Below are 24,365 nucleotides of genomic sequence, written 5' to 3' on the forward strand. Positions count from 1 at the left end.
CCGGTCGACCCGCGGGATCGGATTCATCCGTAAAGAAAAAGCCCCGGCGCGGTGGCCGGGGCTTTGACTGTCGGATCTCGTGGCGGATCAGTTGTGGGGCGGCGGCACGATGGCCCAGCCGCGGCCGGCCGCCACCTGCAACGCGGCCCAGTTCGCGGCCATGTCGCGGACCGACGCCGCCAGCGACAGCTGCGCCGAGGCAAGCGAGCGCTGGCCGGTCAGCAGGTCGAGAAGGGTGGTCGCACCGGCGTCGTAGGTCTGCTGCGACAGGTCCACAACGCGGGCGTAGGAGGTTACCGAGCCCTGAAGCGCCGACACCTCGCGCCGCGCCCGGCTGTAGGCCGACTGCGAGCTTTGGACTTCTTCGACCGCACCCAGCACCGATGCGCGCCATGTCAGCCGCGCCTGTTCGGCCTGTGCAATGGCCTGATCGCGGTTGGCCAGCAGGACCGGCATGTTCAGCACCGGGATCGAGATCGAGGGCCCGAAGCTCCAGCTGTTGGCGCCGTTGGTGATGCCGACGTTGCCGCCCAGCGACAGCGACGGATACAGCGCCGCCTCGTTCACGCCCACGCGGGCGACGGCGGCGGCATAGTCCTGCTCGGCAGAGCGGACGTCGGGGCGATTCCGCAGCAGGTCGGCGGGGATGCCCGCGCCAGCGCCCGAATAGACGTTCGGCTGGCGGCCACCCGCCTGAAGCTGGGTCTGGATCGACTGCACCGGCACCGCCAGCAGCGTGGCGATGGAATAGAGCGCGCTGTAATAGCCGCTTTCCAGCCCCGGCAGGTTCGCGCGGGCCTGGTTGTAGGCGGCTTCCGCCTGCGCCACGTCCAACTGGGTCGACGCACCGGCGCCGAACTGTCCGCGCACCAGTTCAAGCGTCTCGGCCTGGCTGGCGATGGTGCCACGGGTCAGGGCAAGCGCCTGCTGGTAGTACCGCAGGTCGAGGTAGGCAGAGACCAGAGCGGACAGCACCGCAAGCCGCGCGGTGCCGACGCTGAGCTCGGCCGAGCGCAAGCTGGCCAGGGCGGCTTCGCGCTGGCGCTGCTCGCTGCCGAACAGGTCGATGATGATCGACGGGTTGAAGCCGACGCTGCGGGTCTCGGTGATGGCGACGCCGTCGCCGCCCTGCCGGGTCCAGCCGCCGGTGACACCGCCCGACAGCAGGCCCGGAAGGCCGGTGGCGCGTGCGGCGGCCTGCGCCTCGTCGATGCGGGCCAGCGCGGTTCGCACGTCGAGGTTCTGGCGCATCGCGGCGGCGACAAGCTGGTTCAGCATCTTGTCGTTGAACTGGAGCCACCACTGTTGGGCCGCGGCGTCGCCGATGGGCGCATAGGTGCCCTCGGCGAAGCTGTTGGCCAGCGAGATCCCGGGCGACTTGAAGTCCGGACCGACCGTGCAAGCCGCCAGCAGGGCGGGCACTGCGAGGGCAGTGAGTTTCAGACGGGGCAAGTTCAAGCCTCCTTGGTCCGCGCGCCGGGTGTCAGGCGCATGATAAGTACGTACAGCGCCGGCACCATGAAGATGCCGAGGAAAGTCGAGGCGATCATGCCGCCAATTACGCCGATGCCTATGGCATTCTGCGCCGCAGCCCCCGCGCCAGAAGCGGTCGCCAACGGCAGCACGCCGAGGATGAAAGCCAATGCTGTCATCAAAATGGGTCTCAGCCGGAGCCGAGCCGCCTCGATTGCTGCCTCTTTGACCGTGCGTCCTTCACCGCGCAAGGTTTCTGCGAACTCTACGATAAGGATGGCGTTGCGTGCTGCAAGCCCGATGGTGGTGAGCAGTCCGACCTTGAAGTAAACGTCATTCTGCTGTCCGAAGTACCACGCGGCCACCATTGCACCCATCACGCCGACCGGTACGGACAGCATGACGGCGAACGGAATCGACCAGCTTTCATAGAGCGCGGCGAGGGCCAGAAACACCACCAGAACCGAGATGCCGTAAAGCACGTAGGCAAGGTCTCCGGACTGTCTTTCTTGGTAACTGATGCCTGTCCAGGCCACGCTGTAGCCCCCGTCGAGACCCTCGACGAGCTCTTCCATGACCTCCATCGCGGTGCCGGTGGAAATGCCGACTCCGGGCGAGCCGGAGATCTCGATTGCGTTGGTCGCCTCATACCGTTGAAGAGACGGGGAAACCGGCTCCCACTGGGTCGTGGCGAAGGCCGAGAACGGTACCATTTCTCCGGAAGTGTTGCGCGCATACCAGTCAAACACGTCGTCTGGTTGCATCCGGAAGGGTGCATCGGCCTGCACAATGACCGGTCGCAGCGAATCACCTAGCACGAAATCGTTGACTTCAGAGCCAGAGAACACAACCGACAACATCGCGTTAATCGACGACAGCGACAGGCCAAGGCTTTCGGCCTTCTGCTGGTCGATCTCGATCCGCAGGGCGCTTTCCTGTTCCGTCCCGCTGACCCGGATATTGGTCACCCGGTCATCCTGACCGGCGACGGTTTCCAGCTGCTTGGCGGCAGCGATCAGCGCGTCCGTGCCGTTGGCCCCCTGATCGACGAGGTACATCGAGAAGCCGCCGGTGTTGCCAAGGCCCATGATCGCGGGCGGCTGCATCACGAAGATCTGGCCGGCGCGGTTGCTCATGAACGCCATGTTGGTGCGCATCGCCACCGCCGAGGCGGCCAGTTCCGGGTTGTCGCCGCGCTCTTCGAAGTCGCGCAGCTTGACGAACACCATGGCGCGGTTCTGCCCGGACCCGCCAAAGCCGAAGCCCAGAGCGGCGAAGGTGCTTTCCACCGCCTCTTCCTCGTCCTCGAGAAGGTAGGCGTTGATCTGTTCCAGCACCGCGCGCGTCTGCTGCGACGTCGCGCCCTCGTCGAGGTTCACGATGGTCAGCAACACGCCCTGATCCTCTGTCGGGATGAAGGACGAGGTGATCCGGCTGTTGGCGCTGTAGGCCGCGAACAGGATGCCGCCAAGGATGAGGATCATCACGAAGGGCGCCTTCAGCGACAGCTTGACGGTGCCCGAGTAGAAGTCGGTGAACCGCGACATGCCGCTGTTGAACCACCGCGCTGGCGGGAAACGCGTCTCGCCGTGGTTCGCCTTCAGAAGTTGCGCCGACATCGGTGGCGACAGGATGATCGCGATAATCAGCGACAGCGCCATGGCGGTGACCATGGTCAGCGAGAACTGTCGATAGATGACGCCGGTCGAGCCGGGGAAGAACGCCATCGGCAGGAACACCGCCGCCAGCACCACGTTGATGCCGACCAGCGCCGACAGGATCTGGCCCATAGACTTGGCCGTCGCCTCGCGCGCGGAGAGCTTTTCCTCTTCCATCAGGCGCTCGACGTTCTCGACCACGACGATGGCGTCGTCCACGAGAAGGCCGATGGCAAGCACCATCGCGAACATCGTCAGCGTGTTGATCGAGTATCCCGCGACATACAGCACCGCCAGCGTTCCCAGCAGAACGACGGGCACGGTGATCAGCGGGATCAGCGTGGCGCGCCACGATTGCAGGAAGACGATCAGCACCAGCACGACCAGCAGCACCGCCTCGATCAGGGTGTGTTCCACCTGTTCGATCGACAGCTCTACGAAGGGCGAGGTGTCATAGGCGATGCGGTACTCGACGCCTTCCGGGAACGCGGCGGCGAGGCTGTCGAGGGTGGCGCGGACGTTCTCGGACGTCTCGACCGCATTCGCACCGGTGGCGAGGTTGACGCCGAAACCGGCGGCGGACTGACCGTTGAACAGCGACTCGGTGCCGTAGCTTTCCTGTCCGATCTCGATCCGCGCCACGTCGACCAGTCGCACGACAGAGCCGTCTTCTTCGGTCTTCAGCAGGATCTGCTCGAATTCCTCGACGGTGGTCAGCTGGCTTTGTGCGGTGATGGTGGCGGTGAACTGCTGGCCCGCCAAGGTGGGCTGATCGCCCAGCGACCCGACCGACACGGTGGTGTTCTGTTCCTCGACGGCGGCGGTGATGTCGGCGGGCGTCAGCTGGTAGCGGACCAGCGCCAGCGGGTCGAGCCAGACGCGCATGGCATAGCCCGAACCGAAGCTGTTGATGCCGCCCACGCCCTCGGTCCGCTCGATGGCGCCTTCGACGATCTCGTCAAGCAGGTCGCCAAGCTGAAGCGTGGTGTAGGTGCCGGTGGTATCGACCAGGGCGCCGACCAGAAGGATCGAGCTGTCCGACCGCGAGACGTTCACGCCCTGTTGCTGCACCGCCGAGGGAAGCTGCCCCTCGACCCGGCTGACCCTTGACTGAACCTCGTTCTGCGCGTCGATGGGGTCGACGCTTTCGTCGAAGATGATGGTAATGGACGACGAGCCCTCGCTGGACTGCGAGGTCATGTACAGCATGCCGTCGATGCCGGTCATGGTCTCTTCGATGACCCGCGTCACCGAGTTGAGCACCGCCGACGCGGTGGCGCCGGTATAGGTGGCCGAGACGCGCACCGTGGTCGGTGCGATGTCAGGATATTGCGATACCGGCAGGCCAAGGAACGAGGCCGCGCCCGCCAGCATCATCATGATTGAAACGACCCAGGCAAAGACCGGGCGTCGGATAAAGAAGGTACCCATGGTGTCTTAGCCGTCCTCGCCCGGAGTTTCCGCATCGTCCGCGGCGGGCGCCTCGGCATCGGCGTCGCCGTCCGACGCGTCGGCGGTGTCGAGGTCGGAAACGACCCCGTCCGCCGAGATCGTCACGGGCACCGTCTGCACTTCGGCACCGGCGGTCAGGTTCGTCAGGCCGTCCACGATCAGCATGTCGCCGTCCGCCACGCCCTCGGTCACGATCCACGCGTTCTGGTAGACGCCGGTTTCGGTCAGCGTGCGCTCGACCGCTTCGCCGTCCACCGCCACAAAGGCGGTCAGGGTCCCGTCGGCGGCGCGCGAGGTGGCGCGCTGCGGCACCAGAATGGCGGGCGTGTCGCCCAGCGTGATGTCGACCCGCAGGAACTGGCCCGGCAGGATGTCCTGATCCGGGTTGTCGAACTGGAAGCGGACGATCGTGGTGCCGGTGGTCGTCGAGACCGAAGTGCCGCCGGTCACAAGGCTGCCGGGGATCTCGTACGAAAGGCCGGTTTCGAGTTGCAGCGTCACGTCCAGCTCTTCGCCCGGCGCCAGCGTGCCGGCGCTGATGCGGTCGCGGATCAACTGGATGCGGCGGCTGCTTTCCTGCACGTCGACATAGATCGGGTTGATGCGCGTCACGGTGGTCAGCGCGTCGGTCTGGTTGGCGGTCACAAGCGCCCCGACCGACACATTCGAAATGTCCGCTATGCCCTTGATCGGGCTTAGGATCTCGGTGCGGTCGAGGTTCAGCTGCGCAAGGTCGCGGGCGGCGCGGGCAGAGCTGAGCGTCGCCTCGGCCTGCGCCAGCGTCACGCGGGCGTTCTCGACGGTCTCTGCGGTGACCCCGGTGCCCGACAGCGTCTCGTAGCGGGCAAGCGTGGTCTCGGCGGCAGAGACCGACGCTTCGGCACTGGCGACGGTCGCCTCGGCGGCGGCAAGGTCGGCGGCGAAGGTGTCGCCCTCGATCCGGAACAGCACGTCGCCGACCAGCACCTCGGTGCCCGGTTCGTACACGATTTCCGAGATAACGCCAGCGACGCGGGGCCGGATGTCGGTTTCCTCGAAGGCGACGGCACGGCCCGGAAGCGTGACGGAGTAGGGCACGCGCGCTTCTTCCAGTTCGATAACGCCGACCTGCGTCGGTCCGCCCATCCCCGGCATCTGGGCCAAAGCGGGCGTTGCCGCCCATGCCGCCGTCACCAGCGCCGCAACCTGCGCCAAACGCGCAATCGGACGCACAACGCGCCCCTTACCGCGCGGCGTCCGCGCGTCGAATCCTGAAACCGTCAAACCGGGTCCCCTTGCATGCAGTTCGCCGCTGCACTGCAGCGGCGTTGATCGTCTGTCTCTACGGGCGAGCGAAACATTTCCGTCGCATTTATCTTTCTTCTAAGATAATAAATGAATCTCCGACGGGGCAAGGGGAGAAATGCCTAGCGATGGGCGAAGATCGGAAACTGAGGGTGCAAAGCCACTGGCCGGATCTCGATCACGAGGTGCTCGCGGTCGCTGGCGTGGTACAGCATACCGGGCAGGTCGTCGCGCGACGTGCGCGAAAGATCATGAGAAAACATGATCTTAACCCGACAGAGTTCGAGGTCTTGATGATCCTTCGAACCGAAGGGGACGGCAAGCCGATGACCCCGTCCATGCTGTATGACGCATTGGTGATATCGTCTGGGGGCATGACTCAGGTGCTGCGCTCGCTTGAGGAGAAGGGCCTTGTGACCCGTCCCGAGGGGGCGCAGGACGGCCGGTCGAAACCGGTCGCGATCACCGAGGCCGGGATCGCTTTGGGCGATGTTGCACTGCGGCAAGTCGAGGCGGAAGAGCGTCGCGCCTTCGCCCGATCCGGCCTGACCCGCAAGGAACTGGACACGCTTCTGTCGCTGCTCGTCCGCTACGACGGTCTGCTCTGACGCGCCACCCGGTTGGCGGTTGTTTCCCTTCGGTCGCAGGCTATTGTCATTCCCGACGCCGGGGCACCGGCGGTTTCGATGACGACGCGGACTGCAGGACACCGATTTCCGGGATGGAGTTGAATTGACCATTACCCCCGTTCTTCTTTGCGGCGGCTCGGGCACGCGCCTGTGGCCACTTTCGCGCAAATCCTACCCGAAGCAGTTCGCACCGTTCCTTGGGCGGGAAAGCCTGTTTCAGGCCTCTGCCAAGCGTTTGTCGGGCGAAGGGTTCGCGCCGCCGCTGGTCGTCACCGCGTCCGAGTTCCGTTTCATCGTCACCGAACAACTGGGCGGCGCCGGGATTGACCCCGGCGCGATCCTGATCGAGCCCGAGGGGCGCAACACCGCCCCCGCTGTACTGGCCGCCGCGTTGTGGCTGGAAAAGACGGACCCCGACGCGCTGATGCTGGTCGCGCCGTCGGACCACGTCATCCCTGAACCAGAGGCGTTTCACGACGTGCTGGAAACCGGCGCCGCCGCCGCGACGGCGGGGCGCATGGTGACATTCGGCATCGCGCCGGACCGTCCGGAAACCGGCTATGGCTGGCTGGAACTGGCGGAAGCCGGCGGCAGCGGGGTGCAGGATCTTGTGCGCTTCGTCGAGAAGCCGGACGAGGAGAAGGCGCAGGGCATGCTGGATGCCGGGCGTTTTCTGTGGAACGCGGGGATCTTCCTGTTCTCGGTGCGCACCATCCTCGACGCCTTCCGTGCCCATGCGCCGGACCTGCTGGAGCCGGTGGGCGCGGCGGTCGATAAGGGCCGAGAAGACCTTGGCTTCCTGCGGCTCGACCCCGAAGCGTGGGACGGGGCCGACGACATCTCTATCGACTATGCCGTGATGGAACGCGCCGACAACCTGTCGGTCGTCCCTTTCGAGGGCCGCTGGTCCGACCTGGGCGACTGGTACGCGGTCTGGCGCGAGACGGCGGATGACACCGGCGTCGCACAGGCGGGCAACGCGCTGGCGATCGACTGCGAGGATACGCTGCTTCGGTCCGAGGCCGAGGGACAGGCGCTGGTCGGGATCGGATTGCAGAACATTGTCGCGGTAGCGATGCCCGACGCCGTTCTGGTGGCCGATGCCAGCCGGGCGCAGGACGTGAAGATCGCCGTTGCGGCGCTGAAGGACCGGGGCGCGGCGCAGGCCGAGAGCTTTCCGAAGGACCACCGCCCGTGGGGGTTTGTCGAAACGCTGGTCGGTGGCGACCGGTTTCAGGTGAAGCGGATCGTGGTCCAGCCGGGCGCTGCCCTGTCGCTGCAATCGCACCATCACCGCGCCGAGCACTGGATCGTCGTCGAGGGCACCGCGAAGGTCACAATCGGCGAGACCGAGAAGCTGCTGACCGAGAACCAGTCGGTCTATGTCCCGCTGGGCGAGAAGCACCGGCTTGCAAACCCCGGCATGATGCCCATGGTGCTGATCGAGATCCAGACGGGCAGTTACCTCGCCGAGGATGACATCACCCGCTACGACGACATCTACGCACGGACCTGAGGAGAGGGGACGATGGCGCCCAAGTTCGGAACGAGCGGCCTGCGCGGGCTGGTCACGGAACTGACCGATGAACTGGTCGCGGATTACACCCGCGCCTTCCTGACGTCCTGCGAGACGGGCGGCGGCGTTTTCGTGGGCGAGGACCTGCGCGCCTCGTCGCCGCGCATCGCGGCTTCGGTCACGGCGGCAGCCACAGACCTTGGCCTGCCGGTGACGCGGGTCGGCGCCGCGCCGACACCCGCGCTGGCGCTGGCCTCGATGGGGGCGGGGCAGGCCGCGGTGATGGTCACCGGCAGCCACATTCCCGCCGACCGAAACGGGCTGAAATTCTACCTTCCGGGCGGCGAGGTCTCGAAAGACGACGAGGTTCGGATCACCGGCGCGCTGGGCGCGGCGGCGCAGGGCGGCTCGGCCCCGGTCAGCGATCACGACCCGGCCCCGGCCTATGTCGCGCGCTATGCCGACGCGTTCGGCGGCGATGCGCTGGCGGGGCTGAAGATCGGCGTCTATCAGCACAGTTCGGTCGCGCGCGACATCATGGTCGCCGTGGTCGAGGCGCTGGGCGCCACCGCCGTGCCGCTGGCCCGCTCTGACGAATTCATCCCCGTCGATACAGAAGCGGTCGACCCCGAGACGCGCGCGATGCTGGCGGACTGGTGTTCGGATCACGGGCTGGACGCGCTGATCTCGACCGATGGCGACGCCGACCGTCCGATGGTGACCGACGCCACGGGCCGCATCGTGCCCGGTGACGTGCTTGGCCCGCTGACCGCAAAGGCGCTGGGGGCCGAGGTCATCTGTACGCCGGTGTCCTCGAATACCGCCGTCGACGCGATGGGCTTTCGCATCGTGGACCGCACCCGCATTGGCTCGCCTTTCGTGATCGCCGCGATGGAAACGCGCGCGGGCGAGAAGGTGGTGGGATACGAGGCGAACGGCGGGTTCCTTCTGGGCTTCGACACGGGCCGCCTGTCTCCGCTTGCGACGCGCGACAGCCTGCTGCCGATGGTGGCACCGCTGGCCAGCGCCGCCGCGCAGGGCCTGTCGCTGGCCGATCTGGTCGCTACCCTGCCGGGCCGCTTCACCGCAGCCGACCGGATCGCGGGGATCGAGCCCGAGACCTCGCAGGCTTTCCTTGCCGAGATGAAAGACGACCCGGCCCGCCGGGCCGCTTTCTTCACGGGGGTCGGGGCCGAAACCGGCATCGACCTGACCGACGGTCTTCGGGTCAGCTTCGAGGGTGACGAGATCGTCCACCTTCGCCCGTCCGGCAATGCGCCCGAATTCCGCTGCTACGCCGAGGCGTCCAGCCCGGAGCGCGCCGAGGAACTGGTGTCGGCTCATCTGAAGCGGCTGGGGCAGGAACTGGGCTGAGGCCGGGGTAGGGGATGGATCAGCCATCCCCTGTCAGGTCGATCAGCCGCCGGTCTGGCGGAATACGACCGTCACGGTGCGGGCGAGGTAGGACAGATCCTTGCCGAACGAGAGTTCCGACAGATACCGGTTGTCGTAACCGATCCGGTCGACAAACGCGGTCTCGCCACGGCCATCCACCTGCCACGGGCCCGTGATGCCGGGGCGCAGGGCGAAATAGCCGGTGCCGCCGCCAGCCGACGTGTACATCTTCCGCTGGCAGGGCATCATCGGGCGCGGCCCGACAAGGCTCATGTCGCCGAGCAGCACGTTGAAGACCTGCGGCAGTTCGTCGATGCTGGTCTTCCGCAGGAAATTCCCCAGCGGCGTGATGCGCGGATCGCAGCGCAGCTTCTGGTCGCGCTTCCATTCCGCCGCCAGTTCCGGGTCGGCCGCGCAAATCTCGGCCAGCGCGGCTTCGGCATCCACGACCATGGTGCGCAGCTTGTAGCACTTGAAGATCTCGCCGTTCCGTCCGACGCGGTCCTGCAGGAAAAAGCCGGGACCGCCGTCACGGCGGGTCAGCAGCCAGAAGACCCCGATCAGTGGAACGCAGATGGGCAGAAGGAAAACGCAGGCGATCAGATCCGCCAGTCGTTTGCCAATTCGAAAATAACTGCCACGTGTCGGCCGGATCGACGCCGCGGCCTGTTCGCGCTTAAGCGCCACCGACGCGTCATGAAAATCTACCTGGCTCACAATACGCCCCCAAGCGAGAAGCAACCCTAGAAACCTGTGCCGAAGGAACCACCCTACGGCGAGCACTCACCAAGAAAGGACTGCTCATTATTTAGCAGCAAACGGCAGATCCGAGTAGAATTAAATTAACAAAGTCCGAGTGACGCAAAGGTAGTTGGTAAGCCTCTAATATCTAAGCGGCTTTGGCGTCTTTCCGCCAAAACTGCCGAATCTGAGGGCGGAATGGGAACCGGCAGGCACCTTTCGAGGAGCTCCGAGGGGCCACACGCGCCAATCCTGACCGAATCACTATGATAGGGAACGCATGCCGTATCTCGAATTTCTTTTGATTTGTTAAGGCTTTGCGTTATTTAACGTCGAACACAACTCTTGCGTGTTTTGCCGCCAAGCAGTGAATCTTAGGGTGTGCCTGGATCGGCGCTGATCTGCCGACTGGGGCGTTGGGGGGCGGACGGCATGCGGGGATGCCAATTCCGCTTTGTGACAATACTGCAAAGTAGATTTCGTAATATGCTTAACTCATGCGTTAATTTAGTCTGTGACCAATTGTAACATTCCGAAACAATTCTGTCTGGCGGTCGAAGGCAACTTCAAGCCGCCGTTGTGATCGCAATTCTTGTCTCGGTCCAAAGTCAAATGCCGAAAACACAAAAGGGCCGCCTGAAGGCGACCCTTTTGTCGTGCCCTCCATCCGGAGGAAAATTGGAGCGGGCGATGAGATTCGAACTCACGACCCTTACCTTGGCAAGGTAATGCTCTACCCCTGAGCTACGCCCGCGTCCTTGGGTGAGGCGTGAGATATAAAGAACGGCTGGGGGCTGCAAGAGGGAAAATGCAGGTTTTTGACCCGCCCCACCGTTTTTTTCTAATGCCGCTACGGCATGGCCTTTCGCGCCAGACGCCGCTTCTGGCGCCACAGGTTCAACCCTTCCACCGCGCCTGCGAAGACCATCGCCGCATGTATGAAGCCGCGTAGGGCTATGGTGGATGCCATCCGCCACCTGCGCCATGCCGACCATCACAAGGAAACCCGGTGCCGGCAACTTGCAGGATAGGTGCGTCTCGACGGATATCGCGGGCTTTTTCAGGCAAGCGCGAGGAACAGGTTTCCGATGGCAGTCAGCGTGATCATTGCGACCGTCAGCACCATGCCCCCGATCCGCAGCGCCGAGATCTGTGGCGTGCGACCGAACCCGTAGGCATGCGCCGTGCGCCCGGCCAGCAGCATCAGGCCGAACAGGTGCAGCAGGGCGGGGCCCATGCCCTGCATCTCTGCCAGTCCCAGCATCAGGATGCCGATGGGGGCGTATTCGGCGCAGTTCGCCTGCACCCGCATCCGTTTCAGCATGTCCTTGTCACCGCCGTCGCCGACCGAGACGCGGTGCCGGAACCGGCCAAAGATCACGCGGGCCGAAAGGGCAAGGAACAGCAGGGCCAGCAGGCTGGCGTAGATGGCGGTCAAGGTGGGGGGCATGGCACGGGCTCCGTCAGAGGTCGGCGCCAGAATGCCACGCGTGGCCGTAACGGCAAGCGGCGCGCCATGTGGGCGCGCCGCGGTTTTCTTAGTCCTCGAACTCGACCAGCAGGTCCTTCGCGTCGATCTGTGCGCCCGGCGTGACGTGGACGGCCTTGATCGTCGCGTCCCGCTCGGCGTGCAGGCCGGTCTCCATCTTCATCGCCTCGATTGTCAGCAGCAGGTCGCCCTGCTTGACCTTCGCGCCCGCCTGCGCGGCGACCGTGGCGACGACACCCGGCATCGGTGCGCCCACGTGGTTCGGGTTGCCGACCTCGGCCTTGGGCCGCACCGTCGACGCGCCGCCCGCCTTGCGGTTCGGCACCCGGATCACGCGAGGCTGGCCGTTCAGTTCGAAGAACACCCGCACGTCGCCGTCCTCGTTCGTCTCGGACAGGGCGGACAGGCGGACTTCCAGCGTCACGCCGGGCTCAATCTCGGGCGAGATTTCCTCGCCGGGTTCCATGCCGTAGAAGAAATTGAGCGTCGGCAGCGTCCGCACGGGGCCATAGGTCGCATGGCGCGCGGTGTAGTCCGAGAAGACCTTGGGATACATCAGGTAGCCGTTCAGATCCTCGTCGTCGAATTCCTCGTCGGGGAACTTCTCTTCCAGCTCCTTGCGCTTGGCGTCCAGATCCTCGGCGGGCAGATGCGCGCCGGGGCGTTCGGTGTTGGGCTTCTCGCCCTTCAGCACCTTCTGCAGGATCTTGTCCGGGAAGCCGCCCGGCGGCTGGCCAAGGTTGCCCTTCATCATGTCGATGACCGAGTCCGGGAAGGATACTTCGGTCTTGGGGTCTTCGACCTGCGCGCGAGAGAGACCCTGCGACACCATCATCAGGGCCATGTCGCCCACCACCTTGGACGACGGCGTGACCTTCACGATGTCGCCGAACATCAGGTTCACCTCGGCGTACATCTCGGCCACCTCGTGCCAGCGTTCTTCCAGCCCCAACGAGCGCGCCTGCGCCTTGAGGTTGGTGAACTGGCCGCCCGGCATCTCGTGCAGGTAAACCTCCGACGCCGGAGCCTGCATGCCGCTCTCGAACGCCGCATACTGGCCGCGCACCGCTTCCCAGTAGTTCGACATCTCGCGGATCGCCTCGACGTCCAGCCCGGTGTCACGCTCGGTCTGGGCAAGGATCTCGACCACGGTGCCCAGCGTCGCTTGGCTGGTGTTGCCCGACAGCGCGTCCATCGCACAGTCGGCGGCGTCCACGCCCGCCTCGGCGGCGGCAAGGATGGTGCCGGCGGCGATGCCGGCGGTGTCGTGGGTGTGGAAATGGATCGGGATCGAGATCTCGTCCTTCAGCGCCTTGAACAGCGTCCGCGCCGCGACCGGCTTCAGCAGGCCCGCCATGTCTTTCACGCCAAGGATGTGGGCGCCGGACTTCTCCAGCTCCTTCGCCATCGTCACATAGTACTTCAGGTCGTACTTGGGGCGCGCCGCGTCGAACAGGTCGCCGGTGTAGCAGACGGTGCCTTCCAGCACCTTGTCGGTCTCAAGCACGGCATCCATCGACACGCGCATGTTCTCGACCCAGTTCAGCGAGTCGAACACCCGGAAGATGTCGACGCCGGACTCGGCGGCCTGCTTGGTGAAGGCCTTCACCACGTTGTCGGGATAGACGGTATACCCCACGCCGTTCGATCCGCGCAGCAGCATCTGGGTCAGAAGGTTCGGCATCGCCGCGCGGATGTCGCGCAGGCGCTGCCACGGGCATTCCTGCAAGAAACGGTAGGCCACGTCGAAGGTCGCGCCGCCCCAGCACTCGACCGAGAACAGTTCCGGCAGGTTGGCGGCATAGGCGGGCGCAGCCTTGATCATGTCGATCGACCGCATCCGGGTGGCCAGCAGCGACTGGTGCCCGTCGCGCATGGTGGTGTCGGTGATCAGCAGGCGCTTTTGCACCAGCATCCAGTCGGCCAGCGCCTTCGGCCCCTTCTCTTCAAGGATCTGGCGGGTGCCCGGCGGCGGCGTGCCGATCTTCAGTTCCGGCACACGGGCCGGCTTCAGCTCGGGGTGCGGCTTGGGCCGGCCTTCCGTCTCGGGGTGCCCGTTCACCGTGATGTCGGCGATGTAGGTCAGCAGCCGCGTCGCGCGGTCGCGGCGCGGCTTGAAGTCGAACAGGTCGGGCGTCTGGTCGATGAACTTGGTGTGGTACTCGTTCGACAGGAAGGTCGGGTGGCGAAGCAGGTTGATGACGAAGTCGATGTTCGTCGCCACGCCCCGGATGCGGAACTCGCGCAGCGCCCGGTCGATCCGCTTGATCGCGGCCTCGGGGGTCGGCGCCCATGCGGTGATCTTTTCCAGCAGCGAGTCGTAATACCGCGTGATCACCGCGCCGCTGTAGGCGGTGCCACCGTCCAGCCGGATGCCCATGCCGGTCGCGCCGCGATAGGCGGTGATCCGGCCATAGTCGGGGATGAAGTTGTTCTGCGGATCCTCGGTGGTGATCCGGCACTGGATCGCGTGGCCGTCAAGCTGCACGTCGTACTGGCTGGCGACGCCGGTGGCCTCGGTCAGCGACTTGCCCTCGGCGATCAGGATCTGCGCGCGCACGATGTCGATGCCGGTGACTTCCTCTGTCACCGTGTGTTCGACCTGCACGCGGGGGTTCACCTCGATGAAGTAGAACTCGCCGGTTTCCATATCCATCAGGAACTCGATGGTGCCGGCGCATTCGTAATTCACCGCCTCGGCGATCTTCTTGCCCAGATTGCACAGCGTCTCGCGCTGGGCGGGGGACAGGTACGGGGCAGGGGCACGTTCGACGACCTTCTGGTTTCGGCGCTGAACCGAACAATCGCGTTCCCACAGGTGATAGATGTTGCCCTCTTGGTCGCCGAGGATCTGAACCTCGACGTGGCGGGCCTTCATGATCATCTTCTCAAGATAGCCTTCGCCGTTGCCGAAGGCGGCCTCTGCCTCGCGGCGGCCTTCCTTGACCTTCGCCTCAAGCTCGTCCGGCCCCATGATCGGGCGCATCCCGCGCCCGCCGCCGCCCCACGACGCCTTAAGCATCATCGGATAGCCGATTTCCTCGGCCTCCTTGGCGATCTGCTTCATGTCGTCGCCCAGCACCTCGGTTGCCGGGATCACCGGCACGCCGGCGGCGATGGCGACCTTGCGGGCGCTGGCCTTGTCGCCAAGGGCGCGCATGGTGTCGGACTTGGGGCCGATGAAGGTGATGCCGTTGGCGGCGCAGGCGTCGACGAAGTCCGGGTTCTCGGACAGCAGGCCATAGCCCGGATGGATCGCGTCGGCGCCGCACATCTTGGCGACGCGGATGATCTCTTCGATCGACAGGTAGGCCGCGACGGGGCCCATGCCTTCGCCGATCTTGTAGGCCTCGTCGGCCTTGAAGCGGTGCAGGGACAGCTTGTCCTCGTCGGCGTAGATCGCGACCGTGCGCTTGCCGAGTTCGTTGGCAGCCCGCATGACCCGGATGGCGATCTCTCCGCGGTTCGCGATCAGGATCTTCTTGAAGTCGGCCATGGCTGCACCCCCTTGTTAGCTATTTTGCAGATGCAGAATAACGGGTGCCGTCGCGGCGTAAACTGAAATTTCGTTTGCGCCCTGCGGGATGCTCGCGCCCGAACGGCGGGTTTCGGCGCACCGGCAGGTCGGAATTCCCTCTGTGACATGCTGCGTTCGCATACCGGTGTTTCGCGGTGCTTCCAGTGTCTGACGTTCTGCGTTGTCCCGTTGTATCCCATCGTATGCAAGCGACCTGACACGGGAGGAGGCAGCAATGACCAGCGAACGAATCCGCCATGCCGGACTGGCGGCGAAGGTGACCGATGCGGCCACGGCGGCGGCCCTGATCCGGCCCGGCGATACGGTCGGGATGAGCGGCTTCACCGGCTCGGGCTATCCCAAGGCGGTGCCGGTGGCGCTGGCCGACCGGATCGAGGCGGAACACGCCGCGGGCCATCCGTTCCGGGTGAAGGTCTGGACCGGCGCGTCCACGGGACCGGAACTGGACGGTGCGATGGCGAAGGCCGACGGCATCGAATTCCGGCTGCCCTACAACTCGGACCCCATCGCGCGCGAGAAGATCAACGCGGGCGAGATGGAGTATTTCGACCTGCATCTCAGCCAGGTCGCGCCGATGGCGTGGGAGGGCTTTCTTGGCCATATGGACGTGGCGGTGGTCGAGGTGTCGGGGATCACGCCGGACGGCGACCTGATCCCGTCATCGTCGGTCGGCAACAACAAGACGTGGCTGGATCTGGCGGACAAGGTGATCCTCGAGGTGAACCGCTGGCAGTCGCCCGCGCTGGACGGGATGCACGATATCTACTACGGCACCGCGCTGCCGCCGAACCGGGTGCCGATCCCGCTGGTGAAGTCCGACGACCGCATCGGGCAGCCGCATTTCCGCATCGACCCCGGCAAGGTGGTCGCGGTGGTCGAGACCGACGCGCCGGACCGCAACGCGCCATTCTCGCCGCCCGACGAGGCGGCCTTGGCCATCGCGTCGAACATCCTCGACTTCCTGACATGGGAGGCAAAGCGCGCCGGTCTGCCGCCGTCGCTGCTGCCGTTGCAGTCGGGCGTCGGCAACGTGCCGAACGCGGTGATGGCCGGGCTGATCGAGACGCCGTTCGAGGGCATGACCGCCTTCACCGAGGTGATCCAGGACGGTATGCTGGACATGATCGAGGCCGGCACCCTGCGCATGGCCTCGGCCACCGCGTTCTCTCTGTCGCCGGAAAAGGCCTTGTACTTTAACGACAATGCGGACCGGTTCCGGGACCGTCTCCTGCTACGTCCGCAGGAGATATCGAACAATCCAGAGCTTGTGCGGCGGTTGGGCTGCATCGCGATGAACGGCCTGATCGAGGCCGACATCTACGGCAACGTCAATTCGACTCATGTGATGGGGTCCCGGATTCAGAACGGCATCGGCGGCTCGGGCGACTTTGCACGGAACGGCTATGTGTCGATCTTCATGACGCCTTCGGTCGCAAAGGGCGGCGCGATCTCGGCCATCGTGCCGCAGGTCAGCCACGTCGACCACATCAGTCAGGACGTGCAGGTGATCGTGACCGAGCAGGGGCTGGCCGATCTGCGCGGGCTGTCACCGAAACAGCGGGCGCTGGCGATCGTCGAGAAATGCGCTCACCCGGCCTATCGCCCGATGCTGGAGGATTACATGGCGCGCGCCGCGAAGGGGTCCTTCGGCCAACACGCGCCGATGCTGCCTTCCGAAGCGCTGTCGTGGCATCAGCGCTTCATGGACACCGGCTCGATGCGGCCCTAGCCGCGCCGGGCCACCATCAGCACACGGGTGGACAATGCGAAGCTGACCGGGCCGACGCCCAGCGACAGGACGAAGGCAATCGGCCATGCGGTCAGCCAGCGTGTCATCCATGCGCCGACCCAGCCGGGCTGGAACTGCATGGGTATGGCGGTGAAAATGCCGGTCATCAGCAGGGCCATCAGGCAAGAGATGAAGACCTGCGCCACGATCACGGTTGCTTTGGGGTTGGGAGCCTGGACGTCCTTTGGGGCGGCCATGGAGTTTCCTTTCGCAATGCGGAGGTGCCGTAATGCCCTGTCTCACGGCCACGCACCCCCTTGGTTTCGGGGTGCCGTGGGTTCGAGGGATCGACTAACTCCCGCACTGCGGGGGCCGGGATAACCGTACCGGCCAAGCGTTTTTCGGCGGGTTCACATTTGGTCGGCCCGCGCCCGAAGGTCAAGCAAGGCGCGCGCCGCCCGGCGATGACGTAGCGTCGCCCGACCGAAGCGGCGGGCCCTTGCGCCAGCTTGTCTTGGTGTGGGCTTTCCCATAGACCGCTTGCGACGTGGAATTTCCTTCCAAGGAGCCTTTATGCGCCTCTCTCGCTACTTCCTTCCGGTTCTCAAAGAGACGCCGGCCGAGGCCCAGATTGCCAGCCATCGCCTGATGCTGCGCGCGGGCATGATCAAACAGGCCAGCGCCGGGATCTACTCGTGGCTGCCGCTCGGCTACCGCGTGCTGCGCAACATCGAGCGCATCGTCCACGAGGAACAGCAGCGTGCCGGGCATATCCCGGTCCTGATGCCGACGCTTCAGTCCGCCGACCTGTGGCGCGAGAGCGGCCGGTACGACGCCTACGGCCCCGAGATGCTGCGCATTCGCGACCGGCACGACCGCGACATGCTGTACGGCCCGACCAACGAAGAGATGATCACCGACATCTTCCGCAGCCACGTCAGTTCGTACAAAGACCTGCCGATGACGCTGTACCACATCCAGTGGAAGTTCCGCGACGAAGTGCGTCCGCGGTTCGGCGTCATGCGTGGCCGCGAGTTCCTGATGAAGGACGGCTACAACTTCGACCTGACCAAAGAGGACGCGCTGCACGCCTACAACCGGCACCTCGTCAGCTACCTGCGCACCTACGAGCGCATGGGTCTTCAGGCGATCCCGATGCGCGCCGACAGTGGCCCGATCGGCGGCGACGACACGCACGAGTTCCTCGTTCTGGCCGAAACCGGCGAGTCCGAGGTGTTCTATGACAGCGAGATCACCGATCTGAAGTTCGGCGACCGCGAGATCGACTATGACTCGGTGGAACAGTGTCAGTCCGTGCTGGAAGAGTTCACCAGCCGTTATGCCCGCACCGACGAAACGCACGATCCGGCGATCTTCGACCAGATCCCGGAAGAGCGCCGCCGCGTCGCGCGCGGCATCGAGGTCGGCCAGATCTTCTATTTCGGCACCAAGTATTCCGAGCCGATGGGCGCCACGGTGCAGGGTCCGGACGGCAAGCCCGTCGCGGTTCACATGGGCAGCCATGGCATCGGCGTCAGCCGGCTTGCCGGTGCGCTGATCGAGGCGAACCACGACGAGAAGGGCATCATCTGGCCGTGGGAAGTGGCTCCGTTCCATGTTGGCATCGTCAACGTGAAGCAGGGCGACGCCACCGCCGATGCCGCCTGCGAGGCGCTGTATAAGGAACTGACCGCCGCCGGGCTGGAAGTGCTGTACGACGACCGCGAGGAGCGCGCGGGCGCCAAGTTCGCGACGATGGACCTGATCGGGTTGCCCAAGCGTATCACCGTCGGCCCGCGCGGGCTTGAGAAGGGCGTGGTCGAACTGACCGACCGCCGCACCGGCGAAAGCGAAGAGATCAAGCCGGAGCTGGTCGCCGCCGCGCTGACCTGAGCCGTCTGGCCTGCGGTCCATGGTGGACCGGAAGATTTAAGAAGTGGCGCTGCCCCTTGGGGTGGCGCCATTTTGCTTTCCGGATCGCCGCTGTCGAAAAGGTATATACAAAGCATATCCATGTGGTATGCCTTTTCCTTGCGGTCCGCATTACGGACCGGTCGCAGGAAGGAGGAGATCGCTGTGTCGAAAAAGAGCAAGATCAAGAGCCTGAAGCGTGAGATCAAGTCCCGGAAGGGCAAGATCAAGAAACACGAAGGCAAACTGAAGAAGGCCAAGAAGGCCCTGAAAAAAGCGGCCTGACGGTGGCATCACTCACGGACGAAACGGAAGGGCCGGGCCGCGATGGCCCGGCCGGTGACAGGAGCAAAGAATGACGGATCTGAGCAAGGTCAAAGGTGTCGGGGCTGCACTGGCAGAAGCGTTGCGGTCCGCCGGTATCGCGGATGCAGAGGCGATGGCCGCCGCCGGTCCCGAGGGGCTGATGGCCGTGCCGGGCATCGGGGGCGCGCGCGCTGCGACCTTGGCCGCCGCCGCGAAGGACGCGGTGCTGGCTGGCGATGACGCGCCGGTTGCCGCCGCTCCGGCTTCGACGCAGGCGCCCGTCGACAAGCCTGCCCCGGCGCCAACGCCGGAAGCGAAAGACGCGCCCGCCGAGGATGCAGAGGCCAAGGCCGACGCGAAGGCCGCGCGCAAGGCCGAGAAGCAGGCCGAACGCGAAGCCCAGCGGGCGGCGAAAAAGGCGGCGCGGGCCGCCGAGAAAGAGGCGAAGAAGGCCGCGCGCCTTGCCGAGAAGGCGGCCGAGAAGGAAGCCAAGAAGGCGGCCAAGGCCGCGAAGGCCGAGGAAAAGGCAGCCCGGGCCGCGAAGAAAGCCGCAAAGGCCGAGAAACAGGCGGAAAAGGCCGAGAAGAAGGCCAAGGCCGAAAAGAAGAAGGCAGACAAGAAGGCCGGCAAGAAGAACAAGTAGACCGGCTGAGACCGCGCCGGGCAGAGTGTCCGGCGCAGCTTGCCAAGCGGAATTGGCCGGACAGGCGAAATCGGCTATCCTTCGCGGCAAAAGAGCAGGACACACAGGCATGTTGAAATTTCTCGCCCTCGCGGGTGGCGTGGCCGGAGCGGCTGCGCTGTCGCAGTTTCCCGAGTTTTCCCAGCAGTATCTTCAACGGCTTTCGGGCGCGGTGGACGAGTTGCGCGTCAGCGTCGTCGCCTTCGACACGCTTGCCAACGCCGCCGGGGTGACGCGGGAAGAGGCGCTAGCGCAGCTTGATGGCTCAACCTTCCTGACCGGGTTGCAAGAACATCACGGCGAGCAGGTTTACCGGTACGAGCGGTTGTCGAGCGACTATAACGCGCTTCGGCAGGCAGAGCCCCTGCAGCGGCTGGCGCAGGTCTGGCGGTTCAACGACCCGGACCTTGCCCAGCGGACATGGGACGATTTCCGCCCGGCGGTTCCCGTCACCACCGATGGGCTGCTTTGCGCGGGCATCGGCTTTGCCGGCGGCTGGCTGGTCCTGACGATTGCGTTCGGACTGCTGAAGCTTCCCTTCCGCCGCTTCGCCTGATCTACGCCGCTGAACCCCGGTGTGCCTTTCCCGCACTGACCGCACGCCCGCGTGAAGCCGGGGCGGGCGATGCTTGACGCTCCCGGCGGTTCGGGTATGGCTCGCCCCATGGCCGCATTTTCCCGTTTCGAATGGATGATCGCATGGCGCTACCTCCGGGCCCGTCGGGCCGAAGGCGGCGTCAGCGTCATGACCTGGATCAGCCTGATCGGCATCACGCTTGCCGTCTTCGCCCTGATCGCCACGCTGTCGGTCCGGGCCGGGTTCCGGGCCGAGTTCGTCGACACCATCCTTGGCGCCAACGCGCATAGCACGGTCTATTCCTCGGTCTACCAGACCGAGACGGGCCAGACCTCGCGCGCGATCACCGACTATGACGCGATGGCGGACCGGATCGCCGAGATCCCCGGCGTCACCCGCGCCGCGCCTCTGATCAAGGGGCAGGTGATGGCCAACCTCCGCTCCGAGAATGCGGGCGTCGAGATCTACGGCATCGCGCTGGAAGACCTGAAGGGCCTGCCGCGTATCGTGAACCCCGAGACCTCGGCTGGCGATATCGACAGCTTCGAGCAGGGCATCGCCATCGGGTCCGGCGTGGCGCGCGAGCTGGGCGCGACCGTGGGCGACCGGATCAAGATCATCTCGCCCAACGGGGTGAAGACGCCGATGGGGACAAGCCCACGGATCAACGTCTACGAGGTCGTCTATGTCTTCAGCGCCGGGCGCTACGACATCGACCGCACCCGCGCCTACCTGCCGTTCGCCGAGGCGCAAAGCTTCTTCAACAAGGAAGGCGCGGCGGACGAGATCGAGGTGATGGTCGAAGACCCCGAGGACATCGACAGCTTCTCGCTTCCGCTGCTGCAGGCGGCGGGCGAGACGGCGCTGATCTGGACATGGCGCGACAGCGCGGGCAGCTTCCTGCGGGCGCTGGATGTTGAGGACAACGTGATGTTCATCATCCTGTCGATCCTTGTGCTGATCGCGGCGATGAACATCATCTCGGGCCTGATCATGCTGGTGAAGAACAAGGGCCGCGACATCGGCATCCTGCGCACCGTGGGGCTGACAGAGGGGTCCATCCTGCGGGTGTTCTTCCTGTGCGGCGCGTCGGTCGGGCTGATCGGCACGCTGGCGGGGGTGATCCTTGGCTGCCTGTTCGCGATCTACATCGACCCGATCTTCAGCTTCGTGAACTACGTGATGGGCGGCGGCGTATGGGACCCCTCGATCCGGGGCATCTACAACCTGCCGGCCAAGCTGCAACTGAGCGACGTGCTAAGCGCGGTGGTCCTGTCGCTGGGCCTGTCGTTCATCGTCACGATCTTCCCCGCCCGCCGGGCGGCGCGGATGAACCCGGTGGAGGCGCTGCGCTATGAGTGAGGCGGTGCTGGAACTAACCGGGCTCGAGAAGGTCTACAAGCGCGGCGAACCGGGCGAGGTGGCGGTGCTGCGCGGCGCGGGCGTGACCGTCGCCCCGGGCGAGGTCGTGGCGTTGGTCGCCCCCTCGGGCGCGGGCAAGTCGACCCTTCTGCACATCGCCGGGCTGCTGGACACGCCCGACGCGGGCGAGGTGAAGATCGGCGGCGACCGGATGGACGGGCTGTCCGACCGGCGGCGCACGCGGGTGCGGCGGCAACAGGTGGGCTTCGTCTACCAGTTCCACCACCTGCTTCCCGAGTTCACCGCGCTGGAAAACATCGTGCTGCCGCAGCTTGCAGACGGCGTGTCGCGCAGCAAGGCGGACGCCCGCGCGCAGGACCTTCTGGGCCGCGTCGGGCTGTCGGGGCGCACCGACCACCGTCCCTCGGCCCTGTCGGGCGGCGAACAGCAGCGGGTGGCCTTCTGCCGCGCGCTGGCCAACGCGCCAAGCCTGCTTCTGGCGGACGAACCCACGGGCAATCTTGACCCCGGCACCTCGGACGTGGTGTTCGACGCGCTGATGGAACTGGTCCGCGAGACGGGGATGGGTGCGCTGATCGCGACCCACAACCTTGAACTCGCGGCGCGGATGGATCGGACGGTGCGGCTGGAGGAAGGCCAGATCGTCTGATCCTTGATTTGCGTCAAGGCGATGCCGCGTCCCCGGGCGCAGACTTCCCGCGAACGAAACGCGGGAGGCTTCGATGAAACGGTTTACACTGGCTGCGGTCTGCCTTGCGGCGTCTCTGGGCGCGGCACAGGCGCAGGATGTCCAGACGGGCGAGGCGCTGTTCCAGTCCTATTGCGCCGGGTGTCACGGCGTCGATGCCACGGGCGAAGGCCCGCTTGCGCCGCTTCTGACGGTGCCGGTGTCCGACCTGACCACGCTGGCCGCGCGTAGCGGCGGCGAATTCCCCCTGATCCGGGTCGTCGAGCTGATCGACGGTCGCCAGCTTCTGCAGGGCCACGGCGGCCCGATGCCGGTGTTCGGTCCGATGCTGGGCGGCGGCTCGGCGGTGCTGGACGGGCCGGAGGGCAGCGTGGTGCAGACCCGGGGCGACGTGGTGCGGATCGCCGAGTACCTCATGAGCCTGCAAGGCGGCTGACGTAGAGTCGGCAGGGCGGGGCGGTTCCGGGATTCCTTTCGCGCCCCCGCCGCGCCTGTGGTAGACTCGCCTGAACAACAAGAAAGAAAGTCGAACGATGCGGGCCACGAGCAGCCTTTTCGCCCTTATCGGTCTTGCCGCCCTCGGGGCGTGTACACAGGAAAGCGAGACCGGCGAATCCAACTATCTCAACCTCTGCGCCGGGTGTCACGGAGACGACGGTCGGGGCGCGGGACCGGCGGCAGACTCGCTTGAGGCGACGCCGGCGGACCTGACGCTGATCGCGGCGCGCAACGGCGGCGCTTTCCCGATGGTCGAGGTGATGTCCAAAATCGACGGCTACGCCAAAGGCGAAGAGCACCACGGCGCGATGCCGGCCTTCTGGCCGCTTCTCGAGGGGCGGACCGTGCTGGTGCAGACCGGCGACGGTATCCTGACCCCGACGCCCGAGCCGCTGGTGGAGCTTGCCGAGTACCTGCGCTCGATCCAGCGGTCCGAGGCGGAATAGGCCCGACCGCGCCCGTCATGGAAACTTGATCGGATTTCTCGGAACCGCCCGGCGGGTGGCTTCGTTTCCTGTGCAAGAGCCGGCCAGCACGGTCGGACCAGCCAAAGGAGGCGAAAATGAACTGGGAACAAGTCAAAGGCAACTGGAACCAGGTCAAAGGCAAAGCCCGCGAACAGTGGGGCGAACTGACCGACGACGAACTGGCGAAGGCCAAGGGCGAGCGTGAGCAGCTTGTCGGCCTGATTCAGGAAAAGTACGGCATCGCCAAGGAAGAGGCCGAGCGCCAGGTCGACGAATGGCACGCGGCGGTGTGAGCCATGGCTGATACCAAACGCACACAAGACGACGCCACCGGCCAGCTGTTCGACGAGCTGGACCGGGTGCGCGCCGGCATGCTGGGCGTCCGCGGCGCGGACGACCACATGCAGCCGATGAGCCATTTTCTCGACCGCGACGCCCGCACGCTGTATTTCATCACCTCGTCCGACACGGACCTTGTGACAGAGATCGGCACTGCCGCGGACGCCCGGTTCTGCCTGATCGGCAAGGACCACGACTTCCACGCCTGTCTGACCGGGCCGCTTGCGGTCTCGAATGACAAGGCGAAGCTGGATGAACTGTGGAGCAGCGTCGCCGCTGCATGGTTCGAGGGCGGCCGCGACGATCCGCGCGTCACCCTGCTGGAGATGCCCATCGCAGAGGCGGCGGTCTGGTCCAGCACCGGCAACCCGGTGAGTTTCGCGTGGGAAATCGCGCGGTCCAACATGAACGAGGAACACACGCCCGACGTGGGCGTTCACAAGGTGATCGACTTTCGCCGCGCGGCCTGAACCCCGCGCATTGGTTGATCATTAAAAGGTGCTTGCCCGTCGTGGAGAAATCCGCGGCGGGCTTTTTTGTGGGATGGTTGGGGGGATGGGGTGGAACCCCATCCTACTTGCGTGGACTGGCGGGGACGGGGTGGAACCTT

General features: G+C 65.5%; 21 protein-coding genes and 1 tRNA gene. 13 read left to right on the plus strand and 9 right to left on the minus strand.

What is annotated here, in order from left to right:
- Positions 1–87: 87 nt before the first annotated feature.
- The 4 genes from ACP156_RS02360 to ACP156_RS02375 all read right to left on the minus strand — a co-directional run bounded on the left by ACP156_RS02360 (position 88) and on the right by ACP156_RS02375 (position 6,130).
- Positions 88–1,452, minus strand: coding sequence for an efflux transporter outer membrane subunit (locus tag ACP156_RS02360; RefSeq protein ID WP_425049679.1), 1,365 nt, complete (start codon positions 1,450–1,452; stop codon positions 88–90).
- 2 nt (positions 1,453–1,454) lie between these two features.
- Positions 1,455–4,562: a multidrug efflux RND transporter permease subunit gene (locus ACP156_RS02365; protein ID WP_425049680.1), complete on the minus strand. Its 3,108-nt coding sequence runs from the start codon at positions 4,560–4,562 to the stop codon at positions 1,455–1,457.
- 6 nt (positions 4,563–4,568) lie between these two features.
- On the minus strand, positions 4,569–5,795 hold the full coding sequence (locus tag ACP156_RS02370; protein WP_425049681.1) for an efflux RND transporter periplasmic adaptor subunit: 1,227 nt from the start codon (positions 5,793–5,795) through the stop codon (positions 4,569–4,571).
- 194 nt (positions 5,796–5,989) lie between these two features.
- Positions 5,990–6,130: a hypothetical protein gene (locus ACP156_RS02375; RefSeq protein ID WP_425049682.1), complete on the minus strand. Its 141-nt coding sequence runs from the start codon at positions 6,128–6,130 to the stop codon at positions 5,990–5,992.
- Between ACP156_RS02375 and ACP156_RS02380 the strand changes: the two genes are divergently transcribed.
- The 3 genes from ACP156_RS02380 (at position 6,119) to ACP156_RS02390 (ending at position 9,386) form a co-directional block, all read left to right on the plus strand.
- Positions 6,119–6,475, plus strand: coding sequence for a MarR family winged helix-turn-helix transcriptional regulator (locus ACP156_RS02380; protein ID WP_425049683.1), 357 nt, complete (start codon positions 6,119–6,121; stop codon positions 6,473–6,475). The two genes, ACP156_RS02375 and ACP156_RS02380, sit on opposite strands and share 12 nt — an antisense overlap.
- Before the next feature lie 124 nt (positions 6,476–6,599).
- On the plus strand, positions 6,600–8,012 hold the full coding sequence (locus tag ACP156_RS02385; protein WP_425049684.1) for a mannose-1-phosphate guanylyltransferase/mannose-6-phosphate isomerase: 1,413 nt from the start codon (positions 6,600–6,602) through the stop codon (positions 8,010–8,012).
- A 12-nt stretch (positions 8,013–8,024) separates the two neighbouring features.
- Positions 8,025–9,386, plus strand: a complete 1,362-nt coding sequence (locus ACP156_RS02390) for a phosphomannomutase (RefSeq protein WP_425049685.1) — start codon at positions 8,025–8,027, stop codon at positions 9,384–9,386.
- 42 nt (positions 9,387–9,428) lie between these two features.
- On the opposite strand, the gene ACP156_RS02395 is transcribed toward ACP156_RS02390, so the two are convergent.
- From ACP156_RS02395 to ACP156_RS02410, 4 genes are all read right to left on the minus strand, one after another.
- On the minus strand, positions 9,429–10,124 hold the full coding sequence (locus ACP156_RS02395; RefSeq protein ID WP_425049687.1) for a sugar transferase: 696 nt from the start codon (positions 10,122–10,124) through the stop codon (positions 9,429–9,431).
- Positions 10,125–10,827: 703 nt separating this feature from the next.
- Positions 10,828–10,902 (minus strand) — tRNA-Gly (locus ACP156_RS02400).
- 306 nt (positions 10,903–11,208) lie between these two features.
- Positions 11,209–11,598, minus strand: coding sequence for an MAPEG family protein (locus tag ACP156_RS02405; RefSeq protein ID WP_425049688.1), 390 nt, complete (start codon positions 11,596–11,598; stop codon positions 11,209–11,211).
- An 88-nt stretch (positions 11,599–11,686) separates the two neighbouring features.
- Entirely contained in the window at positions 11,687–15,133 is a 3,447-nt protein-coding gene (locus ACP156_RS02410) for a pyruvate carboxylase (RefSeq protein ID WP_425049689.1), read from the minus strand.
- Between the two features lie 256 nt (positions 15,134–15,389).
- Here ACP156_RS02410 and ACP156_RS02415 point away from each other — a divergent pair, with 256 nt between their 5' ends.
- Positions 15,390–16,904 (plus strand): acetyl-CoA hydrolase/transferase family protein, encoded by a 1,515-nt coding sequence (locus tag ACP156_RS02415; protein ID WP_425049690.1) that lies wholly within the window; start codon positions 15,390–15,392, stop codon positions 16,902–16,904.
- On the opposite strand, the gene ACP156_RS02420 is transcribed toward ACP156_RS02415, so the two are convergent.
- A complete protein-coding gene (locus tag ACP156_RS02420) occupies positions 16,901–17,161 on the minus strand; it encodes a DUF2798 domain-containing protein (RefSeq protein ID WP_425049691.1) in 261 nt (86 codons plus the stop codon). The genes ACP156_RS02415 and ACP156_RS02420 overlap by 4 nt on opposite strands.
- 316 nt (positions 17,162–17,477) lie before the next feature.
- Between ACP156_RS02420 and proS the strand changes: the two genes are divergently transcribed.
- From proS to ACP156_RS02465, 9 genes are all read left to right on the plus strand, one after another.
- The gene (gene proS, locus ACP156_RS02425) at positions 17,478–18,797 is read left to right on the plus strand and encodes a proline--tRNA ligase (RefSeq protein ID WP_425049693.1); all 1,320 of its coding nucleotides are present in this window, start codon (positions 17,478–17,480) and stop codon (positions 18,795–18,797) included.
- 373 nt (positions 18,798–19,170) lie between these two features.
- Positions 19,171–19,764 carry a helix-hairpin-helix domain-containing protein gene (locus tag ACP156_RS02430; protein ID WP_425049694.1) on the plus strand — a complete coding sequence of 198 codons (594 nt, stop codon included), beginning with the start codon at positions 19,171–19,173 and terminating at the stop codon, positions 19,762–19,764.
- A 109-nt stretch (positions 19,765–19,873) separates the two neighbouring features.
- On the plus strand, positions 19,874–20,359 hold the full coding sequence (locus tag ACP156_RS02435; RefSeq protein ID WP_425049695.1) for a DUF2937 family protein: 486 nt from the start codon (positions 19,874–19,876) through the stop codon (positions 20,357–20,359).
- Between the two features lie 96 nt (positions 20,360–20,455).
- Positions 20,456–21,742, plus strand: coding sequence for a lipoprotein-releasing ABC transporter permease subunit (locus ACP156_RS02440; protein ID WP_425050805.1), 1,287 nt, complete (start codon positions 20,456–20,458; stop codon positions 21,740–21,742).
- Positions 21,735–22,412: an ABC transporter ATP-binding protein gene (locus ACP156_RS02445; protein WP_425049696.1), complete on the plus strand. Its 678-nt coding sequence runs from the start codon at positions 21,735–21,737 to the stop codon at positions 22,410–22,412. Before ACP156_RS02440 ends, ACP156_RS02445 begins: the two co-directional genes overlap by 8 nt.
- Before the next feature lie 73 nt (positions 22,413–22,485).
- The gene (locus ACP156_RS02450; RefSeq protein WP_425049697.1) at positions 22,486–22,887 is read left to right on the plus strand and encodes a c-type cytochrome; all 402 of its coding nucleotides are present in this window, start codon (positions 22,486–22,488) and stop codon (positions 22,885–22,887) included.
- 97 nt (positions 22,888–22,984) lie between these two features.
- Positions 22,985–23,395 (plus strand): c-type cytochrome, encoded by a 411-nt coding sequence (locus ACP156_RS02455; protein WP_425049698.1) that lies wholly within the window; start codon positions 22,985–22,987, stop codon positions 23,393–23,395.
- A 116-nt stretch (positions 23,396–23,511) separates the two neighbouring features.
- The gene (locus ACP156_RS02460; protein ID WP_425049699.1) at positions 23,512–23,709 is read left to right on the plus strand and encodes a CsbD family protein; all 198 of its coding nucleotides are present in this window, start codon (positions 23,512–23,514) and stop codon (positions 23,707–23,709) included.
- Between the two features lie 3 nt (positions 23,710–23,712).
- Positions 23,713–24,225, plus strand: a complete 513-nt coding sequence (locus tag ACP156_RS02465) for a pyridoxamine 5'-phosphate oxidase family protein (protein WP_425049700.1) — start codon at positions 23,713–23,715, stop codon at positions 24,223–24,225.
- The last annotated feature ends 140 nt before the right edge of the window (positions 24,226–24,365 follow it).

The organism is Psychromarinibacter sp. S121, assembly GCF_049801035.1.
Classification (GTDB): domain Bacteria; phylum Pseudomonadota; class Alphaproteobacteria; order Rhodobacterales; family Rhodobacteraceae; genus Psychromarinibacter.